The 18856-nt window shown below is 64.8% G+C and carries 21 protein-coding genes and 1 pseudogene; 8 read left to right on the forward strand and 14 right to left on the reverse strand.

Going from position 1 to position 18856, the window contains the following annotated elements; all coding sequences use genetic code 11:
- Positions 1 to 472: 472 nt before the first annotated feature.
- Both JJ691_RS24135 and JJ691_RS24140 read right to left on the reverse strand, forming a co-directional pair.
- On the reverse strand, positions 473 to 769 hold the full coding sequence (locus JJ691_RS24135) for a tyrosine-type recombinase/integrase (protein WP_211770980.1): 297 nt from the start codon (positions 767 to 769) through the stop codon (positions 473 to 475).
- Positions 770 to 778: 9 nt separating this feature from the next.
- A complete protein-coding gene (locus tag JJ691_RS24140) occupies positions 779 to 994 on the reverse strand; it encodes a hypothetical protein (protein WP_211770981.1) in 216 nt (71 codons plus the stop codon).
- Between the two features lie 152 nt (positions 995 to 1146).
- Between JJ691_RS24140 and JJ691_RS24145 the strand changes: the two genes are divergently transcribed.
- The 4 genes from JJ691_RS24145 to JJ691_RS24160 all read left to right on the forward strand — a co-directional run bounded on the left by JJ691_RS24145 (position 1147) and on the right by JJ691_RS24160 (position 3700).
- Positions 1147 to 1344 carry a hypothetical protein gene (locus JJ691_RS24145; RefSeq protein ID WP_211770982.1) on the forward strand — a complete coding sequence of 66 codons (198 nt, stop codon included), beginning with the start codon at positions 1147 to 1149 and terminating at the stop codon, positions 1342 to 1344.
- A gap of 126 nt (positions 1345 to 1470) precedes the next feature.
- Positions 1471 to 1767: a hypothetical protein gene (locus JJ691_RS24150; RefSeq protein ID WP_211770983.1), complete on the forward strand. Its 297-nt coding sequence runs from the start codon at positions 1471 to 1473 to the stop codon at positions 1765 to 1767.
- Between the two features lie 98 nt (positions 1768 to 1865).
- On the forward strand, positions 1866 to 2864 hold the full coding sequence (locus JJ691_RS24155) for a hypothetical protein (RefSeq protein ID WP_211770984.1): 999 nt from the start codon (positions 1866 to 1868) through the stop codon (positions 2862 to 2864).
- 419 nt (positions 2865 to 3283) lie between these two features.
- The gene (locus JJ691_RS24160) at positions 3284 to 3700 is read left to right on the forward strand and encodes a VOC family protein (RefSeq protein WP_211770985.1); all 417 of its coding nucleotides are present in this window, start codon (positions 3284 to 3286) and stop codon (positions 3698 to 3700) included.
- A gap of 68 nt (positions 3701 to 3768) precedes the next feature.
- On the opposite strand, the pseudogene JJ691_RS24165 reads toward JJ691_RS24160, so the two are convergent.
- The 3 genes and pseudogenes from JJ691_RS24165 to JJ691_RS53415 all read right to left on the reverse strand — a co-directional run bounded on the left by JJ691_RS24165 (position 3769) and on the right by JJ691_RS53415 (position 5651).
- Positions 3769 to 4600, reverse strand: a pseudogene (locus tag JJ691_RS24165) (transposase family protein).
- Positions 4601 to 4878: 278 nt separating this feature from the next.
- Complete coding sequence (locus JJ691_RS24170) at positions 4879 to 5292, reverse strand: Imm1 family immunity protein (protein ID WP_211770986.1); 414 nt, start codon at positions 5290 to 5292, stop codon at positions 4879 to 4881.
- Positions 5289 to 5651, reverse strand: a complete 363-nt coding sequence (locus tag JJ691_RS53415; RefSeq protein WP_442912764.1) for a DddA-like double-stranded DNA deaminase toxin — start codon at positions 5649 to 5651, stop codon at positions 5289 to 5291. The genes JJ691_RS24170 and JJ691_RS53415 overlap by 4 nt, the downstream gene beginning before the upstream one ends.
- Between JJ691_RS53415 and JJ691_RS24180 the strand changes: the two genes are divergently transcribed.
- Complete coding sequence (locus tag JJ691_RS24180; protein WP_211767675.1) at positions 5607 to 6647, forward strand: IS110 family transposase; 1041 nt, start codon at positions 5607 to 5609, stop codon at positions 6645 to 6647. The two genes, JJ691_RS53415 and JJ691_RS24180, sit on opposite strands and share 45 nt — an antisense overlap.
- Before the next feature lie 648 nt (positions 6648 to 7295).
- Here the strand turns inward: JJ691_RS24180 and JJ691_RS24185 are convergent.
- Entirely contained in the window at positions 7296 to 7511 is a 216-nt protein-coding gene (locus JJ691_RS24185; protein ID WP_211770988.1) for a hypothetical protein, read from the reverse strand.
- Between the two features lie 63 nt (positions 7512 to 7574).
- Positions 7575 to 8558, reverse strand: a complete 984-nt coding sequence (locus JJ691_RS24190) for a DUF7779 domain-containing protein (protein ID WP_442912781.1) — start codon at positions 8556 to 8558, stop codon at positions 7575 to 7577.
- An 88-nt stretch (positions 8559 to 8646) separates the two neighbouring features.
- Between JJ691_RS24190 and JJ691_RS24195 the strand changes: the two genes are divergently transcribed.
- Positions 8647 to 9219, forward strand: a complete 573-nt coding sequence (locus JJ691_RS24195; protein ID WP_211770990.1) for a TetR/AcrR family transcriptional regulator — start codon at positions 8647 to 8649, stop codon at positions 9217 to 9219.
- 99 nt (positions 9220 to 9318) lie between these two features.
- Positions 9319 to 10092 carry an SDR family NAD(P)-dependent oxidoreductase gene (locus tag JJ691_RS24200; protein WP_211770991.1) on the forward strand — a complete coding sequence of 258 codons (774 nt, stop codon included), beginning with the start codon at positions 9319 to 9321 and terminating at the stop codon, positions 10090 to 10092.
- Between the two features lie 375 nt (positions 10093 to 10467).
- Here the strand turns inward: JJ691_RS24200 and JJ691_RS24205 are convergent, their stop codons facing one another.
- The 3 genes from JJ691_RS24205 to JJ691_RS24215 form a co-directional block, all read right to left on the reverse strand.
- Positions 10468 to 10947 carry a hypothetical protein gene (locus tag JJ691_RS24205; protein ID WP_211770992.1) on the reverse strand — a complete coding sequence of 160 codons (480 nt, stop codon included), beginning with the start codon at positions 10945 to 10947 and terminating at the stop codon, positions 10468 to 10470.
- Between the two features lie 164 nt (positions 10948 to 11111).
- Positions 11112 to 11903 (reverse strand): hypothetical protein, encoded by a 792-nt coding sequence (locus tag JJ691_RS24210; protein ID WP_211770993.1) that lies wholly within the window; start codon positions 11901 to 11903, stop codon positions 11112 to 11114.
- Positions 11904 to 12204: 301 nt separating this feature from the next.
- Complete coding sequence (locus tag JJ691_RS24215) at positions 12205 to 12525, reverse strand: hypothetical protein (RefSeq protein WP_211770994.1); 321 nt, start codon at positions 12523 to 12525, stop codon at positions 12205 to 12207.
- A gap of 209 nt (positions 12526 to 12734) precedes the next feature.
- Between JJ691_RS24215 and JJ691_RS24220 the strand changes: the two genes are divergently transcribed.
- Positions 12735 to 14462 (forward strand): ATP-dependent nuclease, encoded by a 1728-nt coding sequence (locus JJ691_RS24220; protein WP_211770995.1) that lies wholly within the window; start codon positions 12735 to 12737, stop codon positions 14460 to 14462.
- A gap of 696 nt (positions 14463 to 15158) precedes the next feature.
- Here JJ691_RS24220 and JJ691_RS24225 read toward each other — a convergent pair.
- The 4 genes from JJ691_RS24225 to JJ691_RS24240 form a co-directional block, all read right to left on the reverse strand.
- Positions 15159 to 15320 (reverse strand): hypothetical protein, encoded by a 162-nt coding sequence (locus JJ691_RS24225; protein WP_211770996.1) that lies wholly within the window; start codon positions 15318 to 15320, stop codon positions 15159 to 15161.
- Between the two features lie 54 nt (positions 15321 to 15374).
- Complete coding sequence (locus tag JJ691_RS24230) at positions 15375 to 15866, reverse strand: transposase (RefSeq protein WP_249228147.1); 492 nt, start codon at positions 15864 to 15866, stop codon at positions 15375 to 15377.
- A 526-nt stretch (positions 15867 to 16392) separates the two neighbouring features.
- The gene (locus tag JJ691_RS24235; RefSeq protein ID WP_211770997.1) at positions 16393 to 18375 is read right to left on the reverse strand and encodes a CHAT domain-containing protein; all 1983 of its coding nucleotides are present in this window, start codon (positions 18373 to 18375) and stop codon (positions 16393 to 16395) included.
- Between the two features lie 4 nt (positions 18376 to 18379).
- Positions 18380 to 18742, reverse strand: coding sequence for an effector-associated constant component EACC1 (locus tag JJ691_RS24240; RefSeq protein ID WP_211770998.1), 363 nt, complete (start codon positions 18740 to 18742; stop codon positions 18380 to 18382).
- Positions 18743 to 18856: the final 114 nt, after the last annotated feature.

Here is an 18856-nt window from a genome sequence, read left to right on the forward strand (position 1 = left end):
GTCCTGGAGATCCATGAGTAGGTTGCGGATCGGCTGCATCACCCAGGCATGGGTGGGATGTGCGGTGATGCCGAGAACGCGGACGCTGTGCGTGCCGATAACCGCATCCACCCTGGTCGAGCGTGGCATGTCACTACTCATAGAGGGCTTCCTTGAGGCCGGTCGCTATGCCGTGCGTCGGCGAGCTCAATGTACAGATCGGCAGCGACTGGAAGCGGCTTCGGTCAGCTGGGGAGCAGCGCGGGGAGCAACTGGGGAGCAGGCAGGCGCGCCGAACAGTCCTGAACTGCATTCAACCGCTCTGAACGGTTCCGCGCTGACCTGCGGAAGTTGTGTTTCCGCAGGTCAGCGCACCATGCCGTCCTTGGTTCACACCGAAGAGGTCACTGGTTCGATCCCAGTATCGCCCACTGCAGGTCAGGCTCTGTTTGGACTATTCCAAACAGAGCCTTTCCTTTGGCAGTACAGCAGCTCAGTCGAATCCCTCGCTGAGCTTGTCCAGCGCCTCACGCACACTCTCGTCAGATGCCTCGGCGTACAGCTCCATGGTGATCTTCATGTTCGCGTGCCGCAGGATGCGCATGATCACCCGAGGATGCACCCCCATCTCCACCAGCAGCGAGACACACGACCGCCGCCCGTCGTGGATCGTGATCTTGGGCACCCCGGCCTTCTCGCACCGCCGGTCCCACGATCGGAGGAAGTTGCGGGGCTCGATCGGGGTGCCGTGCCGTGTGGTCATGAGCAGCCCCGATTCCTGCCAGGACACATCGGCTTCCTACCGGTCCAGCTCGCGTTCCTTGAGCCGCAGCCGGATCGCCGTGGCGGCGATCGGCGGGATCGGCAGCGTGTCTTCAGAGGCCTCTGTCTTGGTCTCCCTGTGCAGCAGCTTGTTTCCCACCCGCTGCAACTGCCAGCTGATGTCCAGCTCCTTGTCGAGCAGATCAATGCAGTCCAACGGCACGCCGAGCACCTCACCCCGACGCATCGCCATGATCAGCCCCGAGGGATCTGCTGGACGGGGCCTGGCTGGGACGGCTGCGCCGCCTCGCGGTCACCAGCGACACGCTGCGGGAAATCCGGTCGACGATCGACACGGAGGCGACCGATCCGCTGCTGTATGAGCTAGTCACGGCGATCATCGCCGTGATCGACGCTGTCGCCGTGGCGCTGCCCGCGCTGGAATTGGCATGGGACACGCGGCCTCTCGACCAGCGGCTGCCGTACTGGGAACGAACCCATGTGCGGCTGGCGGTACGCCAGCGCGTCACCGACCTCGAAGACACGCTGTTCGCCACCGCATCGACCCTCAGCGCCGCCGTCAGCAGCGACGTTGACTTCTGATCATGTCGTGAATGTGTCAGATGACATCGCGAAGACCGCGTTGGTGCAGTATGACACATGGTTATGCGTTTGCCCCTTCTCCGCGGGACCGCCGGCCACACGCAGCGCATGCGGATATCCCTCGGCGTGAACATCACGGTCTTGCTTGCCGTCGTCAGCCTCGCCACCTCCGATGTCGGCGCGCTGCCGCGGCGGACACTCCGTCATTCCTCATTGCAGGGCGACACTTGGCCACCAACCAGTAGATTCGACTTCGCCAAGGCCGTACTCGCCATGATTGGCGGGCTCGGCACGGTCGCGCCCCTGACAGCCGCCTACCGTAAAGAGCATCTCAGCAAAGCGGTCAAGCTCTGCGAGGAAACCAAGCTGTCCGCTGACCGGTTCGCCAAGGCCGCCGATCGAGCGGGGCTGGTCACGATTTGAAGATCCCACCATGGCTCATGGCCATCATTCGCTCGTCCCCTGTCATCCTAATCGCTTCTGCCACAAGACTACTATTGGTCGCCAACTACGATCCCGTGGTGGCGACCAAGATTGCATCGTCCGGCGGGCTCGCAGGCACACTGCTAGGCACCCTAATCCCGCTGCTTCCACAATATCTCCCACTTCTCTTAGTCGGCTTTATCGTGGCGCGACGCCCAATGCTGGCAGTTGTGGCTTTTGGTGCAATGATATTACTCACCCCTACAAACCTCACATGGAATTCCTGGTGGCAGGCACTCTGGGGTCAGACACTAAGACTAGGGTCCGACCTTCAACACTTCGAAGAAAGCCTAGTTCACCATCTGGACAACTTGAGACAGGGCCAGTTTGCCTGGTCAAGGGCCTATCCGTTCATGACACGTCACCTCGTCGACATTTTCCATCACTGGCCACTATGGGTCGCGACACTCGCATTTATTTGCGGTATCGCGTCCGCTCCGGCCAGGCTGCGCCGCATAGACGATGCGGAGCTAAAGAAGATGATCGCCGATCAACTCAAGGACCTTGAGGAGGGGTGGTCCGATGAGATTAGAGTCGGCACAACGGTTATCAAACCTCCCGAAAGGGAGTTGACCAACAGGGGATTGCTGGAAGATTGGCGTAAGAATCAGCGCAATACTCTCTTAACCGTCTGCCGGGCGTTACGGAAGCGCAGGCCGCGCTGGCGGGCGGTCTACGGCCTCCAGTGCTCCCTGCTGGCAATTCCACTGGTTGGACTAATATTGCAGTGTTACACCATCCCTATCGAAGGGGTCGACTTAAGTCGCGCCGTCCGGAGTGTGTGGCTCCCCCCTGAATCGCTTAACGTTAAAGTGGACGGAAAACCGCAGTCCATCGTCGGATACGTGCTATCCACCAGCGATAAATGGTATGTAGTGCTCACCGAGTCGGACCGCACGATCGACTACATCAAAGCCGATGACGTAACTACACGCAGTGTCTGTTCGCTAAACAAAGGCCAGATACAGAGTGGCGCACCTCTAATCAATTTGGCCGGAACAACTACTGCAGCGAGCACCTTGTGCCCAGCTGGATAGCAACGTCGTTCAACCGAGCAAAACCCGTCCAGCGAGGTGATCTCGGCAAGGATCAGTGCCTGATCGAATGACACGGGCAGATCGTCTCTATCGGACGGTGCTGGAGATGGGCGTGGAGTCCCGGTAGATGAGTTCTCACCACAAGATCCATCTGCCCAAAGAACTCCACGTGATTGCCTGTCGTGCCATGCTCGACGTGCCCCGCGAACTGACCTGGCGGGTCAGCCGGGTGCTGTGCGCCGAACGCCGCCGACGCGGCACCCGCAAGAACTTCAGAGCGTTGACCTGCTTCCGATAGGCGGTGCTAGGCCTGCGCTGGTTCCGCCAGGATGTCGAGGTCGCGACGCTGGCTCGCGATCACATTGTCAGTGTCCGTCGCTATGGTGCGAGCTGTCCGCACTCACAGCAAGGAGCATCAGATGGGATCCCAGCTCAACCCGTGCATCGCCTTCAACGGGAACGCACGGCAGGCGATGGAGTTCTACCAGGAAGTCCTCGGCGGCAAGCTGGCGCTGGGCACGTACGGCGATTTCGGCTCGCCGGAGGCGCCCAACGCCGATGCCGACAAGGTCATGCACTCCGTGCTCAGCACCTCAGACGGCTACACGGTGATGGCCTGGGACGTCCCGGAGAGGGTGCCTTTCAGGCCGGGCAACAACGTCGCGCTTTTCCTCGGGGGTGACGACGCCAAACTCCGTGACTACTTCGAGAAGCTGTCCGCCGGCGGCACCGTGACGCTGCCTCTGGAGAGGCAGTCGTGGGGTGACGAGGCCGGCTCGCTCGTGGACAAGTTTGGGATCAGCTGGATGGTCAACATCACCCAGCGGCACTCCTGAAGGACCATAGGGCCACTGCTTCCGAAACATTTTCGAACCGGTGATGGGTGGAGTGGTCTCAGCGAGTTTCATGTGAGCCAGCCGTGTTCGAAATGGGTGAGGACGAGTGCGGCTTTGACGATGTCGCCGATCTTGCGGGGGCTGGTGGTGGTATGCCGAAATGCCCGCCAGCGGCTGGTCAGCAGGGCGAATCCGCGCTCGCCGAGGGCGCGCAGGTCGCGCAGCAGGGCGTTGTACGCCTTGGCGTCCGCGTCGAGGACTTGGTTGCCAGGGGGCTGTTTGACCGGGGCGAGCGCTCCGATGCCCGTTCCGTCGTAGCCGCCGTCGGCCAGAGTGGGCAGGCCCAGTTGGGAGGCCGCCCAGTACAGGACGCCCAGCACGTGCTCGCGGGCGGCGGTCAGGTCGTGGGTCGAGCCGGGCTCGACGTCGGAGGCCCACAGCGGGAAGCCGTCCGGGGCCATCACGACCTGGCAGTTGCCGCCGTGGTCGTGCGCTTTCCCCGAGTACCAGGCGTCGATTCGCTCTCCTTTGACACTGGTCGCCTTCTCGCCAAACCGGTCTGCGGCGAACAGCTTGCCGTCGAGGACGAGGTGGGTCGCGCCGCTGGCTTTGGCCTGGCGCAGGGCGTCGTGCAGGTCCGGGGCGGGCGTGGCCGGCACTGCGATGGCCTCGTCGAGGTAGCGGTAACCGGTCGCGCGGGAGACGCCGTGGTCGCGGGCCAACGCGGGGACATCGCGGCCGTCCCGGAACCAGCGCAGGGCAAGCACCGCCTTGCTGGAAACAGGTCAATGCCCTGCTGTCACGGCGCGTGCCGCGTTCGCGGCGTTCGGCCCGTAATAACCGACCGACGTACCGGGCGAGTGCGCGGGGCACATCGAGGATGGCGCGATGGGCGATCACGTGGAGTCCTTCTGGCGAAGATCATCTTTGGCGAGAGGTCTTTTACCAGGGACTCCACGTCTCACCCCAGGCCATCCCAACACTTCAAGCAGGTCAGAGGCAGCCCACCCACCGCCTCAGACCGATCTTGGTGAGATCACCTCAGTGCGCGTTCGAATCGCACTGGCGGTAATCCCGACGGGGCACAAAAATGCCCCCTCGCCTGCAAAAACAGGTCGAGGGGGCGGTCTCGTGCTGTAGCAAGTCAGGCTCGCGCGAATGGGCAGGGGCACAAGCCGTCACGGTCGGGCGGGTGTCAATGCCTGGCTAGGAGCGTCGAGCGGGTGCCACTCGATGGTTGTGGGACGGCTGCTGCTCGTCAGTAGGTCTGTCAGCACGCCGCTCAGGGCGTTGATGGTGATTCCGCCACCGGCGGGGAAGGACTGCTCGTCCGTGTCCACCGCGGGCGAATCCGGGTCGCCCAGGCTGTAGGCGGCGCCGCGTTCATCGACGTGGAACAGGTAGCCGTACGCGCCCTCGACATGCGCCTGGACGACGCCCTCGCCCTGCTCGAACTCGATGTGCGCCGTGCCGGTCAAGGGATCGGCAAGGCGGGTGACGAGAGTAGTCACGTCTGAGGGGCTGGTCACGTGCAGGTCGAAGCCGCCGTCCTCGTAGAGTTCGCTGGGCGCGCTCGCGCTGTAGCCGCTCATAGCGGGTCCTCCTCTCCGACGTAGGTAAGGGTAGTCCCATCGGGTTGGACCACGGTCAGGCTCGCACCGGGCGGAAGCAGCGTGGGGAGCAGCTTGTCGCAGGTCCAGGACTTCGACCAGTCGAAGGTCCGTGTTCCGCACACCGTCTTGTCGATCACCACGTGCTGCTCTTGCGTTCGGAGTGGCCGACACGGCGTCAATCCTGCCGGTACTGACAACGTCGGTTGATGGGATGAAGGAGCGGGGCCTCGCTCCTGGTGGGTCCCGAGCGGGATGCTCAGGGTGCTCAACTTCTCACGCAAGGGAGGCCCCTGGTGTCTGAGTATGACGGCAAACAGTTCGTTGGGATCGACCTGCATCGGTTCCGGTCGGTGATCGTGCGGCAGACCGCGACCGGTGAGCAGCTGGACGTGGTTCGGATCGTGAACGATCCGATGCGGTTGGCTGAGGAGATCGGCAAGGCCGGCGTGGCGCCGGAGGTGGTGGTGGAGGCCACCTACGGCTGGTACTGGGCCGCGGATGTGCTGGCCGAACACGGGGCCGTGGTGCATTTGGCGCATCCGTTGGGGATCAAGGGATTCGCCTACCGGCGGGTCAAGAACGACGTGCGGGACGCCGCGGACCTGGCGGATCTGCTGCGGATGGGCCGGCTGCCCGAGGCCTGGGTCGCCCCGCCGGCGGTGCGGGAGCTGCGCGAGCTGGTGCGGCATCGAGCGAAGCTGGTGAGTCAGCGCACTGGGCTGAAGGCCAGCGTGCACGCGGTGTTGGCCAAACAGGGCCTGCGAGTGCCGGTGACCGACCTGTTCGGGGTCCGGGGCCGGCAACTGCTGGCCCAGGCCGCGTTGGACCCGCCGTACCGGGCGCGGGTGAACTCGTTGTGCCGGCTGATCGAGGCGTTCGATTTCGAGATCGCGACGACGACCCGGGTGATCGCGGCCCGGCTGGCAGGCGATCCCGGGTATGCCACGGTCCAGGCCATCCCCGGTGTCGGCCCGGTGCTGGCCGCGGTGCTGGTGGCCGAGATCGGCGATGTGCACCGGTTCGCCACGCCCCGGCACTTGTGTTCGTGGGCCGGGTTGACGCCGCGGCATCGAGAGTCGGATGTGAAGGTGCGTCGGGGTCGGATCACCAAGCAGGGCTCGACGTTGTTGCGGTGGGCGGTGGTCGAGGCCGCCCAGCGGGTTCCCGCGGACGCGGGCTGGCTGGTGGCCACCCGGGAGGGGATCCGGCAGCGTCGGGGCCGCAACATCGCCACCGTGGCGGTGGCACGCAGACTGCTCACGCTGGTGTTCTACGGCCTGCGCGACGGGCACATCCGTGCCCTGGCCCAGCAGCGTCGTGTGGGCGTGGCGTGAGCGGGCTCGGACGTGACCGGCCACGGATCGAACCCACCCTGACCCCCTGTGTTCGGGCGTGGTCGTCGGGTTGATTGATCCTGTCCGGTCACGGTCGTAGCTCACCATGCTGACACGCGAATAGATGAACGGCGGCCGAGTCTTCGGCACGCCGCCGGGTACGCCCCGGTTCTTGGTGAACACGGCTGGTCTTCGGTGTTCCCGCGGTGAAAGGATCTCTGCTTCTGGTTACGTGAATCTGTGTGGTGGTGCCGGCTTTCGGCATGACCAGCCTGACGCGCCCGGTGTCGTCGTCAAGGCCAAGCCCCCTGGCGGGGTGGCCTCCGGCCAGCCTTGACCCCTCCACCGTTAGACGCGTCTGACCTTATGCCGCCGAAAACCGAAGAAACACAGCACTACCAAGGGTCTTGACCGACCCCGCTCCTTCATAGATGGTGGGTCCGCATCGGTCGTCAAGCGGGCTGTTCTGCCACATGAGTGTTTCTGTCCAACCGCCGACGAACCGTGTCCACGGTTGCCATCCTGGTCGCACTCACATGGGTTCGCGGCAGAGCCCACCGGGCGCCGCTTGATGGTGCTGACCAGGCGAAACAGGGCTTGCGGTCCCAGCTGGTCGCCGGGTCGCAGACCTCGAAAGCGTGAGCGGGCCTACTTGCCGGGTCGCTGCTCGATGAGCTGGGTCAACAGCCTGGTGATCCCGCTCATCCCCTCGCCGACCTTCGCGAACCCGTCGCGGGTCTCCTGCTGATGTTCATTCACCTTGCGTTCCAACGCGTCGAGTTTCTGCCCCTGCTCAACTTGCGTCTCTCGCAGTGCGTTCAGCGTCTGCGTGTGCGCGTTGAGGGTCTGCCACGACGATGACATTCGACCAGTCTGGCAGCGCGGCCGAACGAGGGCGGCCGGTGGACACCGTGGCCGAGTTTCGGCCTACAGGTCTCGCAGTTGTTGTCTGATGATTGTTGAAGTGGGGTGGTCGGGGCCTAGAGCCGCCTCGTCGATGGTCACCGCCCGCTCAAACAACAGCTTCGCCTGCCCAGGCTGGCCCTGGACTTGCAGATACGTCGCCGCACGATCCAACAACCAGGACACGACCTCGAGTTCAGAACTGGCTTGGTCGTGATTGGCCGGACACGAAGCCAGTACGTGCGGCAGCAGATCCCGCCAGCGAGGCCAGTTCTCCGGGACAATCATAATCTCGGTCGGGAGATCGGCAAACAGCAGCCGTTGGGCTATGGCCCGCCAGTCAGGCTGCTCACCGGTCAGCTCGCCGTTCCGTCGCCGCAAGGCCTGTTGAAGCAGACGGTGAACTGACACCGTCTCGCTCGCCCTCCGTACCAGTGAATACCCGACAAGCACGCCCACAGTGTCGACGAACTCGATCGGGTCCTCGAACACCTCGCCCAGGGGTTCAGGCAGCTCGTCGGGATTATTGGTGAACAGGTCCAGCGGAATGGCGTCGGGATCTAGGTAGGCGCAGATGTTGAGCAGGCACATCGCGGCAGGATGGTCACGGTGCAGGGCGTCCAGGTGCACGTCCCATACCGTGGTCAAACGATGGCGGCTGTCGAGGACCTGGCCCTTGCCGAGCATCTTCTCGCCCCGGGTCGCAACCAGGTCGATGTAGGTTGCGATCGGACTGCCGGTCGTGTCGATGTAGGCGGCAGCCTGCTCCATCGCCAGCGGCAGATCCCCCATCAGCTCGGCCAAGGCCACCCGCACCGCGCCAGGGATCGACGAGGCCAGATAGTCCGTGGCGGTCTGGAAGTGGTCGACATCGTGATCACCCGACCCGACAACGGTTCGCGCGGTCACCGCTGACAGGTCGAAGTCGGCGTTGCGGACGAAGGCCGACTCCCGCGACTGCGCCACATCACCGGCAGCACGCTGAGTCTCGAACGTCAGCCGCTGCATCCGCACCACGGCTTCCCGGGTCGTTACCCCACCCGGTGACGCCGGACACCCCTTGACTGCCTACCAACTAGAAGGTAGAAATTGTCGCGTGACCACGACAGCGGATCGGATCCTGGACAGCGCTCAGACGCTGGTGCAGGTTCGGGGGTACAACGGCTTCTCCTACGCCGACATCAGTGCCGAGCTGTCCATCACGAAGCCGAGCATCCACCACCACTTCCCCACCAAAGCCGCACTGGCCGAGGCGCTGATCGCGCGCTATCGGGAACGGTTCGCCGTAGCGCGAAAGGAAGTCGACGACGACGCGGCGGGCGCGCGGCAGCGCCTGGTGGGTTATGCCGGACTGTACGCCGAGACCTTTGCCCAAGGCGGCCGCATCTGCCTCTGCGGCGTCTTCGCCGTGGATGCGGAGAGCCTGCCCGTTCAGGTACGGCAGGCGACGGACGCGTTCTTCGCCGATCAGCGGCAATGGGTGGCCGGCGTGTTGGCCGAGGCGGGCATGCCCGCCACCCGGACCGGTGCGGCGGCCGAGGCTTACCTGGCGTCCCTGGAGGGGGCGCTGCTCCTGGCCCGCGCTCACGGGCAGCCGGACGGCGCCGCTGGACAGGATCGGGATGTGGTCCGGTCGGTGGCGGCGACCTTGGTCGACGCCCTGCTCTGAAAACGCACCACCCAAGGCCGCCGTGCGTGGCACCGCGGCGCCGTTTTGCATGACCAATAAACCTTCCAACTAGTAGGTAGTCAGATGAGGAGAACCACCATGGGACAGGACTTCACCGGCCGCAAGCTCGTCGTAGTCGGCGGCAGCAGCGGCATGGGCCGTCAGATCGCCGAGGACGTCGTCAGCCGCGGCGGCAGCGCGGTCGTCATCGGCTCCCACCTCGAGCGGGTCGAGAAGACCGTGGCCGACCTGGCCACCCGCGGACAGGCGTGGGGCATCACCGCCGACCTGCGCGACCCCGCCGAGGCGACCAGGGTCCGCGAGGAACTGGCCGACCAGCACGCTGACGCCACGTTGCTGGTCAACGCGGCAGGCGTGTTCAAGCCGCTGCCGTTCCTCGACCACACCGCCGCCGACTACGACGCCTACCTCGACCTGAACAAGGCCACCTTCCTGATCACCCAGACCGTGGCGCAGGGCATGGTCAACAGCGGCCACGGTGGCGCGATCGTCAACATCGGCAGCATGTGGGCGAAGCAGGCCATCGCCGCGACCCCGTCGTCGGCGTACTCGATGGCCAAGGCCGGTCTGCACGCCCTGACCCAGCACCTCGCCCTGGAGCTGGCCACCCACAAGATCCGGGTCAACGCCATCTCCCCGGCCGTGGTGGCCACCCCCATCTACGAGGGCTTCATCCCACCGGCCGAGGTCGACACCGTGCTGGCGGGGTTCAACGCCTTCCACCCGGTCGGCCGGATCGGCACCACCGAGGACGTCTCCGCCGTGGTCACCTTCCTCCTCTCCGACCAGGCCGGTTGGGTCACCGGCGCGATCTGGGACGTCGACGGCGGCGTCATTGCAGGCCGGAACTAGTAACCTCCGAGGCGCTGCCAGGCCTGTACGGGTTTCACGGTTCGGAGCCCGTACAGGCCCTCGCCCCCTTGGGTGCTCGGCACTTCACCCACCACAAGGCACAGCTGTGGATACCACCGGTTCGAGACCAGTCGAACATCCGCTCCTGCCGCTGACCGGCAGTGGTTTTGTCGGCCTGATGTGACCGCACTTGTTCGTGGGCGGCGACCGCACTATGCGTGACGACGGACTGTGTATCCGTGAGTTGTGACCGCAGCTGGGGCTTGCGGTGGGAGGATACGTGTGCAGGGCGTTTCGGGTTGCCGTTGATCTTCGGGTAGCGAGGAAGGCGTCGATCGACGCCCGGCGCCATGACGCGTCCGGTTGTGGTGCGTTTCAGGCCGGCGTGTGCCCGGAGATTTCGTGGGTCCGTTCTTCGCGCAGGGTGCGCAGGTGGACCGCGGCCCAGGTGCGGAACGGCCGCCACGCATCGGACACATCGGCCAGCGTGTGGCCGGGGCCGTACTGTTGGACGATCTCGTTGTCGAGCCGGTGTTCATGGTGCGGGATCATGTCCGGGGCGTTGGCACCCCGGATGACGACCAGTTCGGCTGCGAACGGCCCGAGACCCTTCACCTCCTGCACGCTACGGACCGCGTCGTCGGGATTCAACGCCCGGAGCCGGTCGCCGTCGAGGTGCCCGTCCAGGGCCGCCTCGGCGACGGCGTGCAGGTATTCGCTCTTGCGGCCGGGCAGGTCGAGATCGAGGCCGCGCACCAGGCCGGGGGCGGGAAAGGCACCGTCCTGGCCGTGGTCGCGGATGAGGTTCTCGCGTAGTCGGGCTGCTTGGACGATCCGGACCCGCTGGGACAGCACAGCCCATGCCGCGGCCTCGTAGGGGGCAACGTGCTGAGCCTGGGGCCTCGACCGGGCGTATCGGTTTGGGTGGCACCACTGGTCGCTCCAGCGGTAGATCTCTCGATCCTCGGACCCACCACCTCACCACCACCTGATCCAGGGCCCGTCCCGGTCGTGCGGGGCTACGCCGGGTTCTCCGCGACGGCGAGGTAGTCCGTGTAGATCTGCGGCGAGCCCGAGAACGAGGCCAGCTGCTTCCACTCCTCGTACATCTGCTTGGTGTCGCGGTGGGCGGCCGCGAACTCCGCGGCCTCGCCGGTGGCGATGTCGGGCTCGGGGTAGAAGACGTCCAGCGCGTCCAGGCTCGCGATCTCCATCATCATCACGTACTGGTCGAGGCGGTTGCCCCGCTCGCCCTTGAGCACGTGGAACCGCCAGTCCGGGTAGTCGTCGATCCGGTGGTGGTTCTCGGCGATGAAGCGGTCGAACATCTCCTCGGTCACACCGGCGCGCAACGCCAGGTTGTGGATCCCGACGACCCGGGCGACGGGCTCCTCCCCCGGGCGGTCGCGGTAGCGGGGGCCGGGCGTGACCGTGCTCCGCGGATTGTCGGCCAGCAGCCGGTAGTCGGTGAACAACGTAGGCAGCTCACCGAACGTGCCCAGCCGCCGCCATCGTGCCAGCACAGCCTCCGCCTCGGGGCGCCGCGCCCAGAACAGCCGGGCCAGCTCGGTCTGCTCACCCTGGGCTGTGACGTAGCGGTCGCGTTGCTCGGCGCTCTCGATCTCGTACAACATCAGGTACTGCCCGGTCCGCTCTCCGCGCAACCCGCGCAGCAGAGTCCACCGCCACCCTGGGTACAAGGGCAGGTGAACGCCTTCACCACGCACGAAGGTCTCGAACTCCTCCGGCGTGACACCAGCCTCCGTGTCGATGGCGATGTACTGGAAGGTGAACACCGACGAGCGTCCCATTGCGTCCAATCCTCGGGTCGGGAAAGGGAACGCGCGTCCGACAAACACGACTCCCCTCCACCACATCCTGCCAGCTCCAGAGAACGGCGCCTGCGAGCCTTCCTCCGCACCCTGGAGGTCGCCGCCGACGTGACCGACGAGTTCGTCGCGCGCTTGGTCGAGGTTGGTGCTGGTCTGGGCCAGTTCGTGCCACCCGGACCGGTGCGACCACAACGGCGTTGGGGCCGGCTCGTCGCCGGCGTGGTCGGGTAACCAGGGCTTGATCACCTGCACCGCGCCATCGAAGCGCACGGCGGGCCGGTCACCATCGGATGCCACCCGATCTTGTGACAACTGCGCTGACATCTGCGTTTGGTGACAGGTAGGGCTGACATCTGGTGACAACTACTGGTGACTCTCCACCGCGAACGACCAGGTGACATGCCGGCGTTGGTGACAGATAGCGCTGACCGTCACACACGCCGAGCCAGCTGATGGGGTCGTAAATGATCAGCACTCCCGCGTACAGCAGCTGCTCGTACAGGGCGCCGGTGGGCCAGCGCTCCAGCTCGGCGCCGTCGGTGTCGACCAGGACGACGATGTCCGCGCCGACCAGGAATCGCTCCCGCACGATCTCGACCACGCCGCCACTTTGGGTATGCCAGTAAATGCGTTGGTGTTGCGATAGTTACCCACACAAGCGCTTGCGCCAGATGGAAGCTCAATTGCAATCCAGGTCACTTGCCGGGCTGTTGACACGAACGGGTCACGTTATGGTCGCATGTGGTGCGACCGGGCGACGTGTGACATAATTAGATCAATTGCTGCTAATAGCTTAAAGGTGTCCATTCGATGCATGTCAGACTAAATAAGATCAAACTGCTTTCGGGCGACGAGATTGAAGTCGCCAGTGGTGTCACGGCTATAGTTGGACCTAACAACGCGGGCAAGACCTCACTACTTGGCGAGCTTCAGGCGAAACTTTCACTTGTTCCCGGCGCGCACATACAGGGCGTACGCGTTGTCGCCAGTCCTGCGCTACACAAAGAGGGGACCTTTGACGAGTTTCTGAACTGGTTCAATATAAACTATCCACCTCGGCCACCGGGGAAGTATGTTGACGGTCCTTCCGGGGAGCCGACGTACAGACGCAATGGTGGAAACTATGTGACACATCAGTTTGCTGCGGCCTGGAACAACGCTGAAAGTCTGGAAGTTCTTAGCAACTTCCTCGTGCTACACCTGGATGCAGAGAGCAGGTTGAATCGGGTTGACAGTAGGCCGTCTTACGACCTCCTACATGCGCTACCCGAAGATCCGATGCAAAAGCTTTTCGCTAACAGGGAGTTGGAGCGGGTAGTTAGCGACTACATGCGCCGCGCATTTGGTGCGCCTCTCACGGTGAACCGCTATGCGGGATCAATGATCCATCCCCACGTGGGGGCCGTGTCTGTCCCCGAAGATGGACCTTCGCCTTCTCGACAGTATCTCACCGAGCTTAACGCATTGCCATCGCTGCAATCACAGGGGCATGGTATACGAGCCTTTGTGGGCATCCTTCTGTCAATCTTGGACTCGCCGTTTCCGATTGTTCTGATTGACGAGCCGGAAGCATTTTTGCATCCGCCACAGGCTCGCTTGCTCGGTAGAATCCTAGCCGAGCGGCGCGACAATGGAACGCAGGTCATTGTTGCAACCCATAGCAAGGACATTATCGAGGGCGTCACTTCCGTCAAGGCAGCCGAAGACGATATCTCCATTGTTCGACTCACACGTAACGGCGATATTAACCACGTTGCACAGTTGACAAGTTCAGCCGTGGCAGATCTGTACGGCGATCCGCTAGTTCGATACTATGGCGTGCTCGACGGGCTTTTCTCTCAAGGCGTCGTTGTTTGTGAATCCGAGGCGGACTGTACGTACTACCGTGCAACCTTGGACGGCCTGGATGCTCTCAATGATGGAACTCCCGTTTCCTCGTTGAGCCTCCACTTTACGCACTGCGGCGGCAAGGCTCGAATCGCTAAGGTTGTTTCGGTCCTTCGAGCCGCAAAGGTGCCCGTGGCTTGTATTGTCGATATTGATATTTTGCACAATGAGGCCGACTTTAAGGGCTTGATTGAGGAGTACGGCGGCGACTACGCCGCGTTGCGACCAAGGCGCAATGCGATCGTTGACGCTATGGAATCTCGCTCTTTGAAAGTTGAGCGCGTTACCGCAAGAGCGAAGGTTGTATCAATTTTTGACGGCAAGGCCACAAAAGAGCTTGGGTCAGGCGAAGCGAATTCAATAAAGGAGGCGGTGTCACCAAAGAGCGGTTGGAGAGATTTCAAGCAGAGCGGCGCTAGTATGCTCGGCGGAGAAGCGCTCGCCAGTTTCGAGCACATCGATTCTGAGCTGCGCAAACTGGGCGTCTTTATGGTGCGCTGCGGAGAGTTGGAGCGCTTCCACCCGTTGGTTCCGGCGGGCAATAAGGCGGCATGGTTGCGGAAGGTGCTAGAGGGTGAGTTGTATTTGACAAGCGGTGAGGCGCGAGAGTTTGTCAGGGATGTGTCAGTCCGCATCCTTGAGGATCAATAAATAAGCGGCGAACCGCATCTTGGGTTCGCCGCCGAGTTCTGGTTAGCGAGGCAACGGCGTCGGCGTAACCGCCGGCCGCGCCGACGTCGCGGGCAAACCCGCGGCCGACATCGGCCGTTACCATGTCCGGGCACACCTGGTCGGGGTCGTGCGCACCGTGCCCGGTGGGCTGCCGACACTTGGTACGCGCAGATAGTGCAGCCTCCGGTGGCTGCGGCCACCGCTAGTCAGTGACACGGCAGGTGCTGCGTCCAACTCGCGTCCAAACCGCCGCTGGGCGCACCATCCCTCCAGCTCACTGAGCGGAACTGGGATCCGTTCAAAATCCGTCCGATGTTGTAGGTGCCACGCTGACTCCCCAGCCGGCCGTCAGCGCCGAACCCGAAAGGCCGCAAAGCTGGCCGGCTAGGCGGTGGCGAGCCGGCGGCGGGGCACAGCAGCGAAGTACAGCAACCGCAGCGACCGTGAGCGGCCGTCACCGCCGGTCCGCCTCGATCGACTGTCGTCACCGACCTGCGGAAACGCGGTTGCCGATAGTTCACACCGAAGAGGTCACTGGTTCGATCCCAGTATCGCCCACAGGAAGTTTCACCAGGCCAGACGCCCTGCCGATGATGCTCATCGGCAGGGCGTCTGCCATTTCGGGGAGCAAATGGGGAGCACGGCCCCCTGACCACTTCCGCGATTCCGAAGAGTTCACGCCGTTTCCCCGCCCCAGGTCCACCCGCCGTCGTTCTCCCAGCGGTCCTGGAGCGCGTCGAGCATGTCCTCGACCATCTGGTCCGTCACGTGCGAGTAGTCGTCGTCGACGTCTTTTCGCTTGTGCCCCAACCGTGCCAACCGCAACGGCCGCGGCATGTACCGTGCCGAAAGTCGACGCGTGGGCGGTGACCAGGCGTTTCGCCGGTCAGGTCAGGCGGCTCGCCGGTACTCGTTGATCACGCCGCCGAGCGCCTTCCGGCGTGTGATCGGAACGTCCAGCGGGATGACGCTCGCTGGATCATGGTTCGGTGGCCGCTGACCGAGGCCCTGGTGTGGCCGGTGGTCATTGAAATGCCAGGCGTACTCGCCCAGGATGGCGGCGGCGTGACGCTCGTTGTAGATCAGCATCCTGTCTGTGCACTCCACCCGGACGCTACGTACGAACCTCGCGGCGTAGCAGTTCACTCGAGGTGTCCGAGGTGGAATCTTCACGATCTCGATCCCTTCGTCGGTGAACACGGTGTCGAACCCGGCGATGAACTTCGTGCCTCTGTCTCGGATAAGAAACCGGAACGAGGCGATCCGATCCGCGAGGTCCATCGCCAGGGTCCGTGCCTGTTGGATGACCCACGATGCGGCCGGATTCGCAGTGACACCAAGGATGTGCACTCTGGGCGTGCGCACTTCCATCACGAACAGCACGGAGCGCCGGCGCAGGCGAGGGTGTCGAGGTGGACCCCGAGCAGGCCCTGTGCTTGGTTACACAGGAACGTTCGCCACGTCGTGTCTGCGCCTCGTGGCGCCGGTCCCAGACGGCCCTGACTCAGGATCCTACGGATCGTGCCCGTGCCAACCTGGTAACCCAACCAGGAGAGTTCACCCTGGATGCGGCGGTGTCCCCATCGAGGATTCTGCTGCGCTACAAGCAGAACCAGGGAACGGAGCTCCTCGGCGATCGGTGGGCGCCTGTCCGGCGCGGGTACGTCCACTTGCTCCGGACCAGACGCCGGTGCCAGGCCAACAACATGGCTGGAGTGACGAGCCGATGTCCTCTCAGTGAGTGCGGCAGCATCCTGGCGAGGGCGGACAGGACCGCCCGGTCTAACGGCATCAGTGCTGAGTTCTGGCACGGTACAGGCTCCCTCAGCAAGCTGACGCCATTGCTCACCCGGTCAACGGCCCGATCGAGATCACCAGCTTGACGTCGGCGGTGAGCTGAGATGAGTGACTACAAGTCGCTTACCAGGCGGGCGATATCGACCGAAGACCGGGTGAGCACCTCCCGCGCCGACGACGATGGCTCGGCGACCAGGTGACGCAGGACTGCGGCTTCGTCGAGGCGTTGCCGATCCTCAAGAGCGGCTAGCAGGATCTTCCTCAGCCGCGGGGAGAACCGGTTCTCCCGGGTCCGGCGGGCCGGCGTCAGGGACTCGATCGCGGCCGCTCCGGCGTCGCCCTGACGGTCGAGCGCGCCGCGCAGGGCGCCGCCTCCCGCCGCGGCGAAGCCGTAGAGCAGCAGGCCGCTGGAGATCGGCTGGCCGACGAGCGAAGCCACCATGCCGGCGGTACGGATGGCACGGACGACATCGGGACCGAGGCGGTCGAAGCGGAGATCCCCGGTCTCGTCGAACAAGTCGTCGGCGGCGGCGGGATCCTCCGGCACGACGGCCGGCTGGGACTCGGTCGTTCGGATTGCCACCGACTGGGGCCCGGACGGGCCGAGGCGGTGCAGGGGAATGCGCAGCAGGCCGAGCAGTGGCCCGGTCGAGCCGCCGCCCACTGCCACGAACTCGTCGATGAGGTCCGCGACGGTGATGGCGTCGCGACCGGCCACCTGGGCGGCGCGTTCGGCCCGCCACAGCACGTTGTTGACGGTGTCGGAGACCTGCACGGTCCGGTCGGCGTTGGCCCGGCCCACCGGCGTGCTGGCCTGGGTCGTGCGCAGCAGCTCCGCGGCGTAGACGGCGAGGGCGAGGTGCTCGGCGCCGACCGCGTCGGTGATCCGCGCCCGCATGACGTCGGTGGCCAGCAGTTCCAGGAACAGGTCGAGCGAACTGACGAAGCCGGCCGGCCCGGCGTTGCGCACCATCCGGTCCATCACCAGCCGGGCCTCGGCGTCCATCCGGTATCTGTCCACTTCGGACGTTGGCTGCGGCGGCGGCGCCGGCGCCGGCTCGCCGACGGCGATCCGCGTCGCGGGATCGCCGTACAGCACGAACGACGCCCACTCAATCTTGCCGGCGTCCCGCAGCGCCTGTCGCGCGGTCCGCACGGCGTCGCCGGCGGACGCCTTGGCCAGCAGCTTGGTGTAGAAGTGCTCGGCGAACTCGCGGGATGGCACGTCCCCCACGGGATGCCGGGCGCCCACCACGATCTTCGCGCCGTGCACCATGAACGGCACGCACAGGTTGGCCATCCGGTCAGCGGAGGCGCACCCGTTCACGAACACGACGGGCGGGATGCAGTGCGCGTCCAGGCTCATCATCGAGCGCTGGTCGAACATCTCCTTGCCGTGCAGGTACAGGCCGGCGTACGTGGTCCCGGGCGCCGTCACCACATGGCCGCAGTAGTGCAGCAGGTCGTATTCGCCGGTGGCCAGCTGGTCTTGCACGCCCGACGGGTCGGCCCGCCGGCCGATCAGCGTCGTGCACTCGACGCCCCTGTCGTGCAGCCAGGCGCTGATCCGTTCGGCCTCCTCCCGGGCGTTGGGCAGGTCGCCGAGCGGGTCGCCGATGATCAGCGCTCGGCGGATCGCGTCGAGGTTGCGACCGGGGACCACCCGCTGGGTCACCAGCGGCCGCCGGCCGATGTCGCGTCCCATGGCCAGGAAGTCGTTGCCGTCGTGCAGCAGCTCCCAGGGGATCGTCGACTCGTTGGTGCGCAACAGCAACGGCCCCTCGGCCTCCCGCAGCCGGCGGACCAGCTCGGGGATGCTCCCGTCAGCGGAGGGGAAGAGGGCCTTGTACAGGCGCGCGCCGATCTTGACCAGTTGCGCGCCGGCCTCGCTGTCGGCCGAGCCGGCGCGGACGACGTCCGTGACCAGCTGGTCCAGTTCCTCGCACGATCGCCACACGAGCGCGGGCGACGGCTCGACCACGTACTCCTGCTCAAGCGATCCCGCGCCGTCCGCCGTCGACGACCTCAGCTCGTAGCCGCAGGTCAGGATCAGGTCCGCTGGCGTGCCCTGCACGCTGACGCGCAGCTCGGTCACCGCACTAGTCCTGGTCGCAGACGCGCTGGACGAACGCGCGCACCAGTTCGTCCTGGGCGGCGGTGGAGAATCCGGTGATCTCAATGCTGTCCTTGCCGATGACCAGCTTGATGGTGCGCCGCGGGCGTTGGCCGAGCCAGCCGCGAATGGTCTTCACGATCCGCTCCACCACCCCGACCGCGGGCGTCACGGTCGCGACCACGTCGGCGATCTCGGACTCCACGCCCCGAACATCGGCCTGGGTCTCGCCGAAACGCGGCCGCTCGACCTCCCCGGCGCCGGCGTCGCGCAGCAGATCAACCAGTTCGACCAGGTCATCGTCGCTTGCCTCAGCCAGCCGCACAGCCAGCCGGATCGGTGTCTCCATGGGCTGCGGATAGTACGCGAACCACTACCCTCGGATGGCCTATTTCGGCCATTTGCTGGGCGGCGAGCCCGCCGGTCGGCGCAGAATTGGCCCGACATCGACGCCGTGCGAGGG

Origin of the sequence: Kutzneria sp. CA-103260 (assembly GCF_018263855.1) — a bacterium.
Lineage (GTDB): Bacteria > Actinomycetota > Actinomycetes > Mycobacteriales > Pseudonocardiaceae > Kutzneria.